Consider the following 15,885-nt stretch of genomic DNA (forward strand, 5'->3'; position numbering starts at 1 on the left):
CACGGGATAGCGCTGCAGAAGAACGGCCGCCTCAGCCAGTGCCTCCAGCGATTCCTTTTTTCCCCCTGCGGGGCGTTTTTCTGGAGTGTGCGCACTTGCCGTCACTCGGACGAGGTGGGGTCAAGAATCGACGCCCGCGAGGCGCAGCACCTGTGATGCACTGCTGTCTGCGCTGGCGCGCCGAGTACCGTGTCGCCCGGCCTGTCCGGGCTGTGGAATTGCACCACGTCACGGGAAGCGATCGCATGGCTCTCTAAACTGTGGATTTTTCACGCCAAATCGGTGCGACGAACAAGGCCAAGGATTTACAAAGAGCGCCTGTCGCACGCATCATTGACAGCCCACCCTGTGCAGCATCATGTCCGCCACTTCGATTGCCGCTTCCGCTTCCACCCCGTCCAAGGCTCTTCCCGGCCTGGCGCATGCCTTGGTACAGGCCGAGTTGCTGCCGCGCACTCTGGTGGAGCAGATTCACCAGCGCGCACAGGAAACCCGCAGCAGTTTCATTGCCACACTGATCGGCAGTGGGTCGATGAATGCGCCCGATCTGGCGCACTGGGTCAGCAAGACGTTTTCGCTTCCCTTGCTCGATCTGGACGCGTTCGATCCAACGCGTCTGGCCACTGGCGCGATCGACTCGAAAATCATCCAGACGTACAAAGTTCTGCCCTTGCTCAAGCGGGGCAATCGTCTGGTCGTCGCCACCGCCGATCCTGCCGACCACGAGGCGGAAGACAAGATCAAGTTCCAGTCGCAGGCGCAGATCGAGCTAGTTGTCGTTGAATACGACAAGCTCACGCGCATCATCGAGCAGGCCGGGCAATCGGCGAACACGCAGATTTCTGCACTGGTCGGCGAGGACTTCGACCTTGGCGACCTGAGCGACGGCTCCGAGCAGGCCGAGACCAAGGATCTGGCGAACGAGGTTGATGACGCACCTGTCGTTCGGTTTTTGCAAAAAATGCTGATCGACGCGATCAATATGCGCGCTTCCGATCTGCATTTCGAGCCGTTCGAGCATTTTTACCGCATCCGCTTTCGCGTCGATGGGGAACTGCGTGAAATCGCCCAGCCGCCGGCTTCGATCAAGGAAAAACTCGCCTCGCGCATCAAGGTCATTTCCAAGCTGGACATCGCCGAACGCCGCGTGCCGCAGGACGGGCGCATGAAACTGCGCATCAGCCCGGAAAAGTCGATCGACTTCCGGGTGAGCACCCTGCCGACTTTGTATGGCGAAAAAATCGTCATGCGGATTCTCGATTCCTCGGCCGCCAAGCTGGGGATCGACGCCCTGGGCTACGAGCCCGAGGAGCGCGAAAAGCTGCTGCGCGCGATCCACCGGCCCTACGGCATGATTCTGGTGACCGGGCCGACGGGCAGCGGCAAGACCGTGTCGCTCTATACCTGTCTGAACCTGCTCAACCAGCCCGGGGTCAACATCTCCACGGCCGAAGACCCGGCGGAAATCAACCTGCCCGGTGTCAATCAGGTCAATGTCAACGAAAAGGCCGGCCTCACCTTCGCCAACGCGCTGCGCGCCTTCTTGCGCCAGGACCCTGACATCATCATGGTGGGTGAGATCCGCGATCTCGAAACCGCAGACATTTCGATCAAGGCCGCGCAAACCGGCCACCTCGTGCTCTCCACAGTGCACACCAATGACGCGCCCACCACGCTGACCCGCCTGATGAACATGGGCGTGCCCGCGTTCAACATCGCCTCCAGCGTGATTCTCATCACCGCGCAGCGCCTGGCGCGCAAGCTCTGCACGCAGTGCAAGACGCCGGTCGATCTGCCGGCAGAAACCCTGCTGGAGGCCGGATTTCGCGAAGAAGACCTGGACGGCAGCTGGAAGCCGTACAAGGCGGGAAAGTGCAATGCCTGCGGCGGCTCGGGCTACAAGGGCCGCGTCGGCATCTATCAGGTCATGCCGATCACGGAAGAAATTCAGCGCATCATTCTTAACCACGGCACAGCCATGGACATCGCCGAGCAGGCGCGCAAGGAAGGCGTGCGCTCGCTGCGCGAGTCCGGGTTGATCAAGGTGAAACAGGGGGTCACATCCCTGGAAGAAATCATCGCCGTGACCAACGAGTAAACGGGGGAAGCACCATGGCTACAGCAGCGGCACGAACAGCGAAGGAAGCGCTGTTCCAGTGGGAAGGGAAAGATCGGCAGGGCAAGCTCCAACGCGGCGAACTGCGCGCAGGCAGCGAGGCCATCGTCTCGGCCTCGCTGCGGCGCCAGGGCATTCTGGTCACCAAGGTCAAGAAGCGGCGGCTGAGCAGCGGCAAGGCCATCAAGGCCAAGGACATTTCCACCTTCACCCGCCAGATGTCCACCATGATCAAGGCCGGGGTGCCGCTGCTGCAATCCTTCGACATCGTGGGGCGCGGTCATCCCAATCCGAACATGGCCAGGCTGATCATGGACATCCGCGGCGACGTGGAAACCGGCACCAGCCTGTCGAATGCGTTTCGCAAGCATCCCAAATACTTCGACGCGCTGTATTGCAATCTGGTCGAGGCCGGTGAAACCGCCGGTATGCTCGAGCTGGTTCTGGACCGGCTGGCCACCTATCAGGAAAAGTCACTGGCCATCCGCAGCAAGATCAAGAGCGCGCTGACCTATCCGATTGCGGTGATGGTGGTGGCCTTCGTGGTCGTGTCCATCATCATGCTGTTTGTCGTGCCCGTGTTCACCGAGGTGTTCTCGCAGTTTGGTGCCAGCCTTCCTGCGCCCACCCTCATGGTGGTGGCGATGTCCAACTTTTTCGTCCACTACTGGTACATCCTGTTCGGCACCATCTTTCTGGGCGGCTATTTCTTCCTGCAGTCCTGGAAGAAATCCATCAAGATGCAGGAGACCATGGATCGGTTGCTGCTGCGCGTGCCGGTGTTCGGCAAGCTGGTGCGCCTGGGCGCGCTGGCGCGCTGGACCCGTACCCTGGCCACCATGTTCGGTGCCGGCGTGCCGCTGGTCGAAGCGCTGGACGCCGTGGGTGGTGCGGCCGGCAATATCGTCTATCTGCGGGCCACCGAAAAGATCCAGCAGGACGTCTCCACCGGCACCAGCCTGACCACGTCGATGCAGACACAGGGCGTGTTTCCGCCGTTGGTCATCCAATTGACTTCGATCGGCGAGGAATCCGGCTCGCTGGATTCCATGCTGAGCAAGGCCGCAGACATTTACGAGGCTGAAGTGGATGAACTGGTGAAGAACCTCTCCGCCCTTCTTGAGCCGATCATCATCGTGTTCCTGGGCGTGATCATCGGCGGCCTGGTGGTGGCGATGTATCTGCCCATTTTCAATCTTGGCAAGGTTGTCGGCTGATGCCCGACGTCAGTACGCTGCCCCTGAGCTTCTGGGTACTCGCCGCCGGGCTGTTCGGCCTGGCGGTGGGTAGTTTTCTGAACGTGGTCATCTACCGCCTGCCGGTCATGATGGAGCGGCAATGGCAGGCGGATGCCCACGCAACACTCCATCCAGATGCTGAAAGCACGCATCCCGAGCGTTTCGATCTCGTCGTGCCCCGTTCGCGCTGCCCGTCCTGCGGCCACCAGATCACCTGGTGGGAGAACATTCCGGTGTTGAGCTATGCCTTGCTGCGCGGGCGTTGCTCGGCCTGCGGCACGGCAATTTCCCTGCGCTATCCGCTGGTGGAACTGATCACCGCGCTGCTGAGTGCGGCAGTGGTCTGGCGCTGGGGAGCGAGCTGGGACAGCCTGGCATTTATTGCCCTGCTGTGGTCGCTCATCACCCTGGCCTTGATCGATTTCGACACCACCCTGCTGCCGGACAGCATCACCCTGCCGTTGCTGTGGCTCGGCCTGATCTGGCATGCCTTGCTGCACCCGGATCAACTCTCCAGCGCGGTCTGGGGCGCAGTCGTTGGCTACCTGGCACTGTGGTCCGTCTATCAAGTATTCAAGCTGCTGACCGGCAAGGAAGGCATGGGCTTTGGCGACTTCAAGCTGCTGGCGGCGCTCGGGGCCTGGTTCGGCGTCGCGGCGCTGTTGCCCATCATCCTGCTGTCCAGCATCTGCGGCGCGGTGATCGGCATCACCCTGCAACTCCTCAAGCTGACCGAGCGTGGGCGGCCCATTCCCTTCGGGCCGTTTCTCGCCGCAGCGGGCATCGTGCTGCTGTTCATCGGACCCAGCACCTTGTTGTCCTACATTCTTCCCGCCTCGGGGGCATGAGCCAAGCTGGACGCCTGCGCATCGGGCTGACCGGCGGCATCGGCTCGGGCAAGTCGGCAGTCGCCGATTCTCTGGCGGCGCAGGGCGCGGCCATCGTCGATGCAGACGCTGTCGCGCATCAACTCACCGCCCCCGGCGGAGCGGCAATGCCCGCCCTGATCGAGGCATTCGGCGCCGGGATCTGCGACGCACGTGGCGCCCTGGACCGTGCAGCCATGCGTGAGCGGGTGTTCCACGACCCGCAAACCCGAGCACGGCTCGAATCCATCCTGCATCCCCGCATCGGTGAAGCGATGCAGCGCGCTGCCTCGCACGCGACGGGCGACTACCTCGTCTTCGTCGTGCCCCTGCTCGTCGAACATCTCGCGCGCTGGCGGCCGCTGATTCATCGGCTCTGCGTGGTGGACTGCCCCGAATCGCTGCAGATCGCGCGTGTGAGATCGCGCTCCGGACTGGCACCCGAGACCATCGCCGCCATCCTGGCTGCGCAAGCCACGCGCGCGCAGCGCCTGGAAGCCGCCGACGACGTGATCGACAACAGCGGCAGCCTGCACATGCTGGCCGATCAAGTCCATGCGCTGCATGCAAAATATCGGGCGCTGGCTTTCAAAAATTGAGTTCGATGGCAGCTTGCGTGACAATGGGCACAGGCGCCCTGCTGCCTTTCTTTTCCACGCGCGGGCCAACACCCACCGTTCGCATGGTCATGCGCCAGGCAGCACAAACCGGATCGACCTGTGATTCTGTACGAATATCCCCTGCACGAACGCGTGCGCACCCTGCTCAGACTGGAGCACCTGTTCCGGCGTGTCGATGTGCTGCAGCAGAGCGCGCAGGCAGAGCACCATCATTTCGCACTCATCACACTGTTCGAACTCATGGATGTGGCCACACGCCAGGACCTGAAGTCGGAGACCCTCAAGGAACTCGAGCGGCAGAGACAGGGCTTCATCGCCTTCCGCGGCAATCCAGCGGTCGCTGAATCGGCATTGGACGCGGTGCTCGAGGAGACCGAGCGGGCATTTGCCGCACTGAGCCAGCAGCAGGGCCGCATCGGACAAAGCCTGCAGGAAAACGAATGGCTCATGGCCATCCGCAGCCGCGCCAACATCCCGGGCGGCACCTGCGAGTTCGACCTGCCCGCGTATTACGCCTGGCAGCATTTGCCGCAGCAGCAGCGCCAGACCGATCTGCTGCGCTGGATGAGCGTGTTCGCGCCCCTGGCCAGCAGCGTGGAGTTGCTGCTGCGCCTGCTGCGGGATGCTGGCAGCACGCGCAAGCTCCAGGCAGTGAACGGCGCCTACCAGCAGCAGCTCACGGGCAAGACCTATCAACTGCTGCGGCTGCGCATCGACGGTGCCCTGGGCCTGGTACCTGAAATCACCGGGCACCGCCTGATGGTGTCCGTGCGCTTCATGCAACCCGATGCCGAATGGCGCATGACGCCCTCGGCAGACGACGTGCCGTTTGAAATGACTCTGTGTGCGTAGCCGATCCCCCATGGACTCCAAGCAAACTCCGGCCTCGAGCCGCCAGGTGCGCTGCCCACAATGCGGCGCCTTGACCGTTTACAGCCCCAGCAATCCGTGGCGCCCGTTTTGCAGCGAGCGCTGCAAATCCATCGATTTCGGCGCCTGGGCCAGCGAGAGCTACCGCGTGGAGGCAAAGCCAGAGCCCACCGACTTCGATGACGCCCAGGCCCTGGATCTCTCTGGCGGGCTAGCCAGCAAGCCGCACTGACATCGACAGCTGCGGCAGGGGCATCAGCCTGCGCTGCGCTCCTGGCTCAGCCACTCCAGCACCGGCAGGGCACCGGGCAGCACCGGAGACACCGTGACCGGCAGGGTCTGCCAAGAAATCTGTTGACCCTCGCGCCCTTGCGGTTCGCCCTGCCAGGCGGTGATGCGGCAGAACTGGAGATCGACCAGCGCATGCGGATAGTCCATGCGCAGGCTGCGCCAATACTGGGCTTCAAGCACGGTCACCCCCAGTTCCTCAGTGAATTCACGGGCCAGCGCGTCCTGCAGCGACTCACCCGCTTCGAGCTTGCCGCCCGGAAACTCCCAGTACCCTGCATAGGGCTTGCCTTGAGGCCGCGATGCCATCAGAAAGGCGCCATCCGGGCGGATCATCAGCCCGACCGCCACGGCGATCGGCACACGCGAAGCGCTCATTTGCCGCCGCGGCCTGCAAAGTCGCGTGCGAATTGCCAGGCCACCCGGCCAGAGCGCGAACCCCGCTCCAGCGCCCACACCAGCGATTCCTGCAGCGCCTTGTCCATCTGCCTGTCCGTCACGCCGAAGGCGGCAAGCCAGTGCGCAGCGATGCGCAGGTATTCGTCCTGGCTGTAGGGATAGAAACTCACCCACAATCCGAACCGTTCGGACAGGGAAATCTTCTCCTCCACCACCTCGCCCGGATGGATCTCGCCGTTTTCCAGATGCTTGTAGCTCAGGTTTTCCTGCAGATACTCGGGCATGAGATGCCGACGGTTGGACGTGGCGTAGATCAGCACGTTGTCGGCAGTGGCGCTCACCGACCCATCGAGCACGGACTTGAGCGCCTTGTAGCCGGGCTCGCCTTCCTCGAACGACAGATCGTCGCTGAACACGATGAAGCGCTCCGGGCGCTTTGCGAGCAGCTCGGTGAGTTCGGGCAGGTCGATCAGGTCGGCCTTGTCCACCTCGACCAGGCGCAGGCCCTGGCGCGCGAACTTGTTCAGGCTGGCCTTGACCAGCGAGGACTTTCCGGTGCCGCGCGAGCCGGTGATGAGCACATTGTTGGCCGGCTTGCCCTGCACGAACTGGCGGGTGTTGCGCTCGACCCTGCGGCGCTGTTCGTCAATGCCGACCAGATCGTCATACGAGATGGGCGAGAGCTTGTGCACCGGCACGAGCTGCTTGCGCCCACCCTTGCCAACCCAGCGAAAGGCAACCGAGGCAGCCCAGTCCGGTTCGGCTGCGGGCGCGGGCAGGATGGTTTCCAGCCGATCGAGCAGGCTGTGTGCGCGGGTGAACAGGGCCGCGAGTTGCTGCGGCAGGTCGGCGGCAGGCGGCACAGCCTGGGGCTGCGGGGAGTGCGCGGAAACTGTTGTCGCCTGGGGGCGCTTGCGGCTTGTCGGCATGTCAGGAGCGGTAATCGGCGTTGATGGACACATAGTCGTGCGACAGATCGCAGGTCCACACCGTGGCCGCTGCGGCTCCGCGCCCCAGCAGGATGCGCACGGTGATTTCCGCCTGCTGCATCACCCGCTGGCCCTCCTCCTCACGGTAGGCGGGGTGACGCCCTCCGCGGGTGGCCACATGCACCGCGTCGAGATACAGATCGACGCCATTCACATCCAGATCGCTCACCCCGGCGTAGCCGACCGCGGCCAGGATGCGGCCGAGATTGGGGTCGCTGGCGAAGAACGCGGTCTTGACCAGCGGTGAATGCGCCACGGCATACGCCACCAGCCGCGCCTCGTCGCGGCTGCGCGCGCCTTCCACCTGGACGCTGATGAACTTGGTCGCGCCCTCGCCGTCGCGCACGATGGCCTGCGCGAGTTGCTGCGCAAGCCGGGTGAACGCGGCCTGCAGCGCCAGCGCCTGTGGGCTCGATGCGCTGGTGATCGGCGGCAGCGCCGCCTTGCCGGTGGCCATGACGATCAGCGAATCGTTGGTCGAGGTGTCGCCGTCGATGGTGATGCTGTTGAACGAATCGTCCGCCGCGGCGCGGGTGAGCTGCTGCAGCACGTCGGGGCGAACTGCGCAATCGGTGGCGATGAAGCCGAGCATGGTCGCCATGTTCGGCCGGATCATGCCTGCGCCCTTGCTGATGCCGCTGAGCGTGACGGTCACGCCGTCGATCACCACCTGAAGGCTGGCGGCCTTGGGCAGGGTGTCGGTGGTCATGATGGCCTGCGCGGCGTCGGCCCAGCCGTCACTGCGCGCGGCGGAAATGGCAGCGGGCAGGCCAGCGAGCAGTCGCTCCATCGGCAGCGGCTCGAGAATGACGCCGGTGGAGAACGGCAGCACCTGCTGCGGCTGCACGCCCAGCAGCGCGGCGAGTTCCACACAGGTCTGCTGCGCATCGGCCAGACCCTGCGCGCCGGTGCCGGCGTTGGCGCAGCCGGTGTTGATGACCAGGGCGCGCACATCCAGCCCGCCGGTGGCCTGCAGGTGCTGGCGGCAGACCTGCACGGGCGCAGCGCAAAAACGGTTTTGCGTGAACACGCCTGCAACGCTGGCGCCGGGCGCGATCTGGATCACGGTGAGATCCTTGCGCCCGGGCTTGCGGATCTGGGCTTCGGTCACCCCGAGGCGCACGCCCTCCACGGCGCGCAAGGCGGCTGGATCAGGAGCTGACAGATTCACGGCCATGTTGAACTCTCCAGAAAAGGATGGACATCACGCTTTTGGGCAGGCCTGCCCTGCGTCCGGGCAGGTCGCTTCAGCTCAGCTTGCCGTGGCAATGCTTGTATTTCTTGCCACTGCCGCAGGGGCAGGGATCGTTGCGGCCCACTTTGGGGTACTGATCCGCTTCGTGCGCGGCGGTCGCTGCACCACCGGTCACCGCCATTGCCGCCAGTGCGGCCTCGGAACTGTCGAGCACGGAAATGCCCGACGCCGCATCGGCATGCTGGAAATTGACATGGATGCGCTGCGCCTGCTGCTCCATGCTCTCGGCGGCCTGCTCGGCCTGTTCCGGGCTTTGCACCTGCACCGTCATCAGGACGCGGGTGACTTCGGTTTTCACGGAGTCAAGCATCATGCCGAACAGTTCGAACGCCTCGCGCTTGTATTCCTGCTTGGGCTGCTTCTGCGCATAGCCGCGCAGATGGATGCCCTGACGCAGATGGTCCAGCGCCGACAGGTGCTCGCGCCATTGCTGATCGAGGGTCTGCAGCAGCACCACGCGCTCGAACTGCGCGAAGTTCTCCTTGCCGACCTGCTCGACCTTGGTGGTGTAGGCCGTATCTGCCGCTTCGAGCACGCGTTCGAGCACGTCCTCGTCGGTCATGTTCTCGTCCGACTCCAGCCAGCTCTTCAGCGGCAGGTCGATCTGCCATTCGTCGCGCAGCACCTTCTCCAGCCCGGGGATGTCCCACTGCTCTTCCATGCTCTGCTCGGGCACATAGGCGCGCACCAGATCGGAGAAGGCGCCCTGGCGCAGCGCGGTGATCTGCTCGCTCACCTCGGTGGAATCGAGCAGTTCATTGCGCTGCTGATAGATGATCTTGCGCTGCTCGTTGGCGACGTCGTCGTATTCGAGCAGTTGCTTGCGGATGTCGAAGTTGCGCGCCTCGACCTTGCGCTGCGCGCTCTCGATGGAGCGCGTGACCATGCCGGCTTCGATGGCTTCGCCCTCGGGCATTTTCAGCCGTTCCATGATGGCCTTGACCCGGTCGCCGGCAAAAATGCGCATCAGCGAGTCGTCGAGCGACAGGTAGAAGCGGGTGGAGCCGGGGTCACCCTGTCGCCCGGACCGACCGCGCAACTGGTTGTCCACGCGGCGGCTTTCATGCCGCTCGGTGCCGATGATGTGCAGGCCGCCAGCCGCAATCACCTTGTCGTGCAGCGATTGCCACTCGCTCTTGATGGTGTGCACCCGGGCCGCCTTTTCCTCGTCCGACAGATTGGGATCGGCCTCGATGAGTTCGCACTGCTTTTCGACATTGCCGCCGAGCACGATGTCGGTGCCGCGGCCCGCCATATTGGTGGCGATGGTGATCATGCCCGGTCGCCCAGCCTGGGCCACGATCTCGGCTTCGCGCGCGTGCTGCTTGGCGTTGAGCACCTGATGCGCCAGCTTTTTCTGCTGCAGCAACAGCGAGAGCTTTTCGCTGCTCTCGATCGAGGTGGTGCCCACCAGCACCGGCTGGCCGCGCGCGTGACAGTCGCGAATATCCTCCACCACGGCGAGGTCGCGCTCATGCGCAGTCTTGTAGACCTTGTCCTGCGCGTCCTTGCGGCGGATGGGCTTGTTGGTCGGAATGACCACGGTTTCGAGCTTGTAGATTTCCTGGAACTCGAAAGCTTCGGTGTCGGCGGTGCCGGTCATGCCGCCGAGCTTGGCGTACATGCGGAAGTAGTTCTGGAAGGTGATCGAGGCCAGCGTCTGGTTCTCGCTCTGAATGTCCACGCCTTCCTTGGCTTCCACAGCCTGATGCAGACCGTCGGACCAGCGGCGGCCCGCCATGATGCGGCCGGTGAACTCGTCGACGATGATGACCTCGCCGTTCTGCACCACGTAATGCTGATCGCGGTGGTAGAGATGGTGCGCGCGCAGCGCGGCGTACACATGGTGCATCAGCAGAATGTTGCTCGGGTCGTACAGCGTGGTGCCCGGAGGAATGAGCCCCATTTCAGCCAGGATGGCCTCGGCCTTCTCGTGCCCCGATTCGGTGAGGAAGACCTGGTGCGCCTTTTCATCCACCGTGAAGTCGCCCGGCTTTTCCACGCCCTTGCCGGTGATGGGATCTTCCTCGCCGATCTGCCGCTCCAGCCGGGGCACGATGACGTTGATCTTCCGGTACAACTCGGTGTTGTCGTCAGCCTGGCCAGAGATGATGAGCGGCGTGCGCGCCTCGTCGATGAGGATGGAATCGACCTCGTCGATCAGCGCGTAGTTCAGGCCGCGCTGCACCCGCTCGGCCGGCTCGTACACCATGTTGTCGCGCAGGTAGTCGAAACCGTATTCGTTGTTGGTGCCATAGGTCACGTCGGCGGCGTAGGCGGCCTGCTTTTCCGGCTTGGTCATGTTGGGCAGGTTGATGCCCACGCTCAGGCCCAGAAAGTTGTAGAGGCGGCTCATCCACTCGGCATCGCGCCGGGCAAGGTAGTCGTTCACCGTGACCACATGCACGCCCTTGCCGGTCAGCGCGTTGAGGTAGACCGGCAGCGTGCCCACCAGGGTCTTGCCCTCGCCGGTACGCATTTCGGCGATCTTGCCCTGGTGCAGCGCGATGCCACCAATCATCTGCACATCGAAGTGCCGCATCTTCAGCGCGCGCTTGCCGCCTTCGCGCACGACGGCAAAGGCTTCCGGCAGCAGATCGTCGAGGCTGCGGCCATTGGCGATCTGTTGCCGGAAGTCTGCGGTCTTGGCCTTCAGCGCATCGTCGCTGAGTTGCTCGAACTGCGGCTCCAGGGCATTGATGCGCTCGACCACGCGCCGGTACTGGCGCAGCAAACGCTCGTTTCGGCTGCCGAACAGACTGGTGAGGAATTTGACTGGCATGGGGAGGCGGACTCCTGGCCCGCAGTAGGGAATGGGTTTGATGGGAAGACCGCCGCAACACACAACCGCGTGGTTTCCAGAACGTTTCATTGTATGCGTGCGTTTTGACGCCTTTCGCACTGGCACAATGCGGATGGATTCATGCTTTTCCAGTCCGTTCCGTCACGCTGCGTTCATGCCCCGCCATCGTTCCTCGTCCGCTACGCCGTCTCTGCAAAAGGGGGCTAGGTCGCTGTCGGCCTGGGCGCAGGTCACGTTGCCCCTTGCCGCGCTGCGCGACGCCGCTCTGCTGTCGCGACGCATGTGGGAGGTTGCGCAACGGGTGCTCCCTGCGGCCCTGCTCGGTGGCGTGCAACCGGGGCGATGGCAGGAGGGCGTCTGGAGCCTGACCGCCAGTTCCAGCGCGGTGGCGGCCAAGCTCAGTCAGCTCAAGCCAACGTTGCTGCGCGACTTGCAGGCGGGCGGCTTCGCCGTGCGCGACATTCGCATCCGGGTGCAACCCCGCGAGGAACGCCGAGCGGCAGCGCCACCGCCCCCGTCTCAGGAACCAAGCTGCCCTTCGTCAGTGCAGGCCCGCCTGCGTGCCCTGCTCGCAAAAACGGACTCGGCACCGCGCTGACAGGCGCTAGAAGGCAAACGTCGGGATGGCGCGAAATGCCGCAGGCGCACGGCTCGCGTCCTCGAAACTGACGATTTCAAACGCGCTTTCATCGGCAAACAGTTCGCGCAGCAGCAGGTTGTTCACCGCATGGCCGCTGCGAAACGCGCTGTACGCGCCGATCAGCGCCTTGCCCGCCACATACAGATCGCCGATGGCATCGAGCGTCTTGTGTTTGACGAACTCGTCGTCGAACCGCAGGCCCTCCTGATTGAGCACGCGGTATTCATCCATGACGATGGCGTTTTCCATGCTGCCGCCCAGCGCCAGGCCGCGTTCGCGCAGGGTTTCCACATCGCGCATGAAGCCGAAGGTACGGGCGCGTGCGATGTCTTTCACATAGGAATCGCGCCCGAGATCGAACACGGTGGACTGCGCCGTCTGATCGACCGCGGGATGGTCGAAGTCGATGTCGAAACTGAGCTTGAAGCCGTCGTAGGGTTCCAGCCGCGCCCATTTCTGGTCATTGCCCTGACCGAGCCGCAACTCCACCGGCTTGCGCACACGAATGAAGCGTTTCGGCGCATTTTGCAGGGCAATGCCCGCAGATTGCAGCAAATACACAAAGGAGGAAGCCGAACCGTCAAGAATCGGAATCTCCTCGGCGGTGACGTCGATATACAGGTTGTCGATGCCCAGACCGGAGCAGGCCGACAGCAGATGCTCGACAGTGTGAATTTTCACGTCGCCACGCCCCAGGGTGGTGGCCATGCGGGTGTCCACCACGGCAAACGGATTCAGCGCGATCTCCACCGGCTCGCTCAGGTCGGTGCGGGTGAACACGATGCCGGTATCGGGCGGTGCCGGGCGCAGGGTGAGTTCCACCCGTTCGCTGCTGTGCAGACCCACGCCCACAGCGCGATTGACGGATTGGATGGTGCGTTGCGCCAGCATGATTTTTTATGGAAACGGATTTCTCGATTGCGTGAGGCTATGCATTCTAGAGACTTTGCGCCGGATGTGCTCAGAGCAAAACGGCCTGAAATCCCACTGGCTGTCCAGCAAATGCAGGGCCGCTCCAAGTTTGCTTGATCCCCACGGGGGCGGGTCGGCGAGCCGGCCCTGGGGGCGCTCCGAAAGCGCCGACGCCAAGTCCGCCCTGACAGGGAGGTGATCTGTCAGGGCGAAACCCCTGCGTCGGCGCCCACGCTGCCGCGAGGCTTCCCACGGAGTCGGGTCACTCCGCCGGAGGGACGGGCGGCCGCTGCGGCAGGGCTCATCCGGCCACAGCGCATCGCCGCGTCCGGTCACCGGGCGCGTCCGAGGTTGTGGATCAGTCGGCCTGTCGGCGCAGGAAGGCCGGGATTTCCACCTCGTCCATGCCGCTTTGCATCAGCGCGTTGACATGCGCCGACGGTGCGCCACGACCACTGCGCCAGATGGCCGGGCTTTGATACGGATCGGTGCCAGCCTGCCCGCCATACCCCTGGGTGCGCAGCGGCACGTTGTCGGTGCCGGTGCGGATGACGGTGAGTTCCGGCGCGGCCTTCTCGGCCTTGCCGCTCAGTCCTGTCGCCAGCACGGTGACGCGCAGAGCGTCGCCCATGGTCGGATCATTCACGGTGCCGAAAATGATGTTGGCATCCGGCGAGGCATAGGCGCGGATGGCGTTCATCGCCTCCCGGGTTTCGCCCAGACGCAGCGAGTCGTCGGCAGTGATGTTCACCAGCACACCCTTGGCACCGGACAGGTCGACACCATCGAGCAGCGGGCAGACCACGGCCTGCTCGGCAGCCAGACGAGCACGGTCCGGGCCGCTGGCCATCGCGGTGCCCATCATGGCCTTGCCAGGCTCGCCCATCACGCTCTTGACGTCCTCGAAGTCCGCGTTGATCAGGCCCGGCACATTGATGATCTCGGCAATGCCGCCGGTCGCGTTCTTCAGCACGTCGTTGGCCTTGGCGAACGCCTCCTTCTGGCTGATGTCGTCGCCGTACACCTCGAGCAGCTTCTCGTTGAGCACCACGATGAGAGAGTCGACATTGGCCTCCAGCTCGGCCAGGCCCTGCTCGGCGTTGGCCATGCGCTTGGAACCCTCGAAGTCGAACGGGCGCGTCACCACGGCCACGGTCAGAATGCCCATTTCGCGGGCGATCTTGGCGATCACCGGCGCGGCGCCGGTGCCGGTGCCGCCCCCCATGCCGGCGGTGATGAACAGCATGTGCGCGCCTTCGAGCGCATCGCGGATCTGGCCGCGCGCCTGGTCGGCCGACTCGCGCCCGACCACCGGCTTGCCGCCCGCGCCCAGACCGGTCTTGCCCAGTTGCAGGAACTGGTGGGCACTGGAGCTCTTGAGCGCCTGCGCATCGGTATTGGCGCAGATGAATTCCACCCCGCGCACGCCCGAGGCAATCATGTGTTCGACCGCGTTGCCGCCGCCACCGCCAACACCGATGACCTTGATGTTGGTTCCCTGGTTGAACGCGCTGTGGGCGTCGTTCTCGATCATTTCAAAAGCCATGTCACACCTCCGTTGAAAACCGGCTGGCGCACCCTACGCCCGCCGAACACACCCTGCGCGGCCGCACCCGGACCCTCCGGATGCGGCCGCGCAGAACTCAAAAATTCCCTGCAAACCATTCCTTGAAGCGGCTGAGCGATCCCTTGACCGAACTGCCCTTCTGCGCGATGCGTGCACCGCGTTGACGCTGGTGCTGCGCTTCGGCGAGCAGTCCCATGACCGTGGCCATGCGCGGATTGCGCACCATGTCGGCCAGCGGGCCGCTGTAGCTGGGCGCCCCGACCCGCACCGGCTTGAGAAAAATGTCCTCGGCCAGTTCGACCATGCCCGGCATCTGCGCCGACCCGCCGCACAGCACCACGCCGGAGGACAGCACCTCCTCGAAGCGGGATTCCCGGATGACCTGCTGCGCCAGCGCAAAGATTTCCTCGGTGCGCGGCTCGATCACGCTGGCGAGCACCTGGCGCGACAGCATGCGCGGCCCGCGGTCGCCCAGCCCGGGCACCTCCAGCGTTTCTTCGGGGTTGGCCAGCACCTGCTTGGCAATGCCGTGCTCGATCTTGATGTCCTCGGCGTCGCGCGTCGGCGTGCGCAGCGCCATGGCGATGTCGCTGGTGACCAGTTCACCGGCCACCGGGATGATGGCGGTGTGGCGAATCGCGCCCCCGGTGTAGATGGCAATGTCGGTCACCCCGGCGCCGATGTCCACCACCGCCACGCCGAGCTCCTTTTCGTCGTCGGTCAGCACGGCGTGGCTGGACGCCAGCGGGTGCAGCACCAGTTGTTCGACCTCCAGCCCGCAGCGGCGCACGCACTTGAGCACATTCTCCGCTGCGGTCTGCGCCCCGGTGACGATGTGCACATTGACCTCCAGCCGCACCCCGCTCATGCCCACGGGCTCCTTGACCTCCTGGCCGTCGATGATGAATTCCTGCGGCTCGACCAGCAGCAGACGCTGGTCGGCGGGGATGTTCACCGCCTTGGCTGTCTCGATCACGCGGGTGACATCGGCCTGCGTGACCTCGCGGTCTTTAATGGCCACCATGCCGTGCGAGTTCTGCCCGCGGATGTGGCTGCCGGTGATGCCGGTGATCACATGGGTGATCTTGCAATCGGCCATCAGCTCGGCTTCCTTCAGTGCCGCCTGGATGGATTGCACCGTGGCCTCGATGTCCACCACCACGCCGCGGCGCATGCCCGCGGTGGGCGCCTGACCCATGCCGACGATCTTGAAGCCGGCTGCCGGGTTGTCGCGATCCGCCAGCATTTCGGCAACCACCACCAGCACTTTGGAGGTGCCGATGTCCAGCGCCACCACCAGATCCTTGTAGTCCTTGGCCATG

At 64.2% G+C, this 15,885-nt stretch carries 14 protein-coding genes; 7 read left to right on the forward strand and 7 right to left on the reverse strand.

The features are described 5' to 3' along the window. Positions 1–358: 358 nt before the first annotated feature. The 6 genes from pilB (at position 359) to AC1ZQA_RS13855 (ending at position 5,942) form a co-directional block, all read left to right on the forward strand. Positions 359–2,098 carry a type IV-A pilus assembly ATPase PilB gene (pilB, locus tag AC1ZQA_RS13830; RefSeq protein ID WP_482677430.1) on the forward strand — a complete coding sequence of 580 codons (1,740 nt, stop codon included), beginning with the start codon at positions 359–361 and terminating at the stop codon, positions 2,096–2,098. Between the two features lie 14 nt (positions 2,099–2,112). Further along, complete coding sequence (locus tag AC1ZQA_RS13835) at positions 2,113–3,333, forward strand: type II secretion system F family protein (protein ID WP_482677431.1); 1,221 nt, start codon at positions 2,113–2,115, stop codon at positions 3,331–3,333. Then, positions 3,333–4,202 carry a prepilin peptidase gene (locus AC1ZQA_RS13840; protein WP_482677432.1) on the forward strand — a complete coding sequence of 290 codons (870 nt, stop codon included), beginning with the start codon at positions 3,333–3,335 and terminating at the stop codon, positions 4,200–4,202. The genes AC1ZQA_RS13835 and AC1ZQA_RS13840 overlap by 1 nt, the downstream gene beginning before the upstream one ends. Next, positions 4,199–4,819: a dephospho-CoA kinase gene (coaE, locus tag AC1ZQA_RS13845; RefSeq protein WP_482677433.1), complete on the forward strand. Its 621-nt coding sequence runs from the start codon at positions 4,199–4,201 to the stop codon at positions 4,817–4,819. Before AC1ZQA_RS13840 ends, coaE begins: the two co-directional genes overlap by 4 nt. Positions 4,820–4,939: 120 nt before the next feature. Then, positions 4,940–5,692: a cell division protein ZapD gene (zapD, locus tag AC1ZQA_RS13850; protein ID WP_482677434.1), complete on the forward strand. Its 753-nt coding sequence runs from the start codon at positions 4,940–4,942 to the stop codon at positions 5,690–5,692. A gap of 10 nt (positions 5,693–5,702) precedes the next feature. Continuing rightward, positions 5,703–5,942, forward strand: coding sequence for a DNA gyrase inhibitor YacG (locus AC1ZQA_RS13855; protein WP_482677435.1), 240 nt, complete (start codon positions 5,703–5,705; stop codon positions 5,940–5,942). Between the two features lie 23 nt (positions 5,943–5,965). On the opposite strand, the gene AC1ZQA_RS13860 is transcribed toward AC1ZQA_RS13855, so the two are convergent. The 4 genes from AC1ZQA_RS13860 to secA form a co-directional block, all read right to left on the reverse strand. Next, positions 5,966–6,376 (reverse strand): NUDIX domain-containing protein, encoded by a 411-nt coding sequence (locus AC1ZQA_RS13860; protein ID WP_482677436.1) that lies wholly within the window; start codon positions 6,374–6,376, stop codon positions 5,966–5,968. After that, entirely contained in the window at positions 6,373–7,242 is an 870-nt protein-coding gene (locus AC1ZQA_RS13865; protein ID WP_482679336.1) for an ATP-binding protein, read from the reverse strand. The genes AC1ZQA_RS13860 and AC1ZQA_RS13865 overlap by 4 nt, the downstream gene beginning before the upstream one ends. Before the next feature lie 85 nt (positions 7,243–7,327). Continuing rightward, positions 7,328–8,563, reverse strand: a complete 1,236-nt coding sequence (argJ, locus tag AC1ZQA_RS13870) for a bifunctional glutamate N-acetyltransferase/amino-acid acetyltransferase ArgJ (RefSeq protein WP_482677437.1) — start codon at positions 8,561–8,563, stop codon at positions 7,328–7,330. 70 nt (positions 8,564–8,633) lie between these two features. Further along, positions 8,634–11,423 (reverse strand): preprotein translocase subunit SecA, encoded by a 2,790-nt coding sequence (secA, locus tag AC1ZQA_RS13875; protein WP_482677438.1) that lies wholly within the window; start codon positions 11,421–11,423, stop codon positions 8,634–8,636. Between the two features lie 175 nt (positions 11,424–11,598). Between secA and AC1ZQA_RS13880 the strand changes: the two genes are divergently transcribed. After that, positions 11,599–12,042 (forward strand): DciA family protein, encoded by a 444-nt coding sequence (locus tag AC1ZQA_RS13880; RefSeq protein ID WP_482677439.1) that lies wholly within the window; start codon positions 11,599–11,601, stop codon positions 12,040–12,042. 6 nt (positions 12,043–12,048) lie between these two features. Here the strand turns inward: AC1ZQA_RS13880 and lpxC are convergent, their stop codons facing one another. From lpxC to ftsA, 3 genes are all read right to left on the reverse strand, one after another. Continuing rightward, positions 12,049–12,975 (reverse strand): UDP-3-O-acyl-N-acetylglucosamine deacetylase, encoded by a 927-nt coding sequence (gene lpxC / locus AC1ZQA_RS13885; RefSeq protein ID WP_482677440.1) that lies wholly within the window; start codon positions 12,973–12,975, stop codon positions 12,049–12,051. A gap of 379 nt (positions 12,976–13,354) precedes the next feature. Next, positions 13,355–14,542 carry a cell division protein FtsZ gene (ftsZ, locus tag AC1ZQA_RS13890; RefSeq protein WP_482677441.1) on the reverse strand — a complete coding sequence of 396 codons (1,188 nt, stop codon included), beginning with the start codon at positions 14,540–14,542 and terminating at the stop codon, positions 13,355–13,357. A 97-nt stretch (positions 14,543–14,639) separates the two neighbouring features. After that, positions 14,640–15,884: a cell division protein FtsA gene (ftsA, locus tag AC1ZQA_RS13895; protein ID WP_482677442.1), complete on the reverse strand. Its 1,245-nt coding sequence runs from the start codon at positions 15,882–15,884 to the stop codon at positions 14,640–14,642. Position 15,885 lies beyond the last annotated feature (1 nt).

It is taken from the genome of Thiomonas sp. DCM-2 (assembly GCF_056820905.1).

Excerpts from the sequence above, each read along its gene's own strand:
- pilB (WP_482677430.1), top strand. The coding sequence starts at position 359 with ATGTCCGCCACTTCGATTGCCGCTTCCGCTTCCACCCCGTCCAAGGCT.
- AC1ZQA_RS13835 (WP_482677431.1), top strand. The coding sequence starts at position 2,113 with ATGGCTACAGCAGCGGCACGAACAGCGAAGGAAGCGCTGTTCCAGTGG.
- AC1ZQA_RS13840 (WP_482677432.1), top strand. The coding sequence starts at position 3,333 with ATGCCCGACGTCAGTACGCTGCCCCTGAGCTTCTGGGTACTCGCCGCC.
- coaE (WP_482677433.1), top strand. The coding sequence starts at position 4,199 with ATGAGCCAAGCTGGACGCCTGCGCATCGGGCTGACCGGCGGCATCGGC.
- AC1ZQA_RS13855 (WP_482677435.1), top strand. The coding sequence starts at position 5,703 with ATGGACTCCAAGCAAACTCCGGCCTCGAGCCGCCAGGTGCGCTGCCCA.
- AC1ZQA_RS13860 (WP_482677436.1), bottom strand. The coding sequence starts at position 6,376 with ATGAGCGCTTCGCGTGTGCCGATCGCCGTGGCGGTCGGGCTGATGATC.
- argJ (WP_482677437.1), bottom strand. The coding sequence starts at position 8,563 with ATGGCCGTGAATCTGTCAGCTCCTGATCCAGCCGCCTTGCGCGCCGTG.
- secA (WP_482677438.1), bottom strand. The coding sequence starts at position 11,423 with ATGCCAGTCAAATTCCTCACCAGTCTGTTCGGCAGCCGAAACGAGCGT.
- AC1ZQA_RS13880 (WP_482677439.1), top strand. The coding sequence starts at position 11,599 with ATGCCCCGCCATCGTTCCTCGTCCGCTACGCCGTCTCTGCAAAAGGGG.
- lpxC (WP_482677440.1), bottom strand. The coding sequence starts at position 12,975 with ATGCTGGCGCAACGCACCATCCAATCCGTCAATCGCGCTGTGGGCGTG.
- ftsZ (WP_482677441.1), bottom strand. The coding sequence starts at position 14,542 with ATGGCTTTTGAAATGATCGAGAACGACGCCCACAGCGCGTTCAACCAG.
- ftsA (WP_482677442.1), bottom strand. The coding sequence starts at position 15,884 with ATGGCCAAGGACTACAAGGATCTGGTGGTGGCGCTGGACATCGGCACC.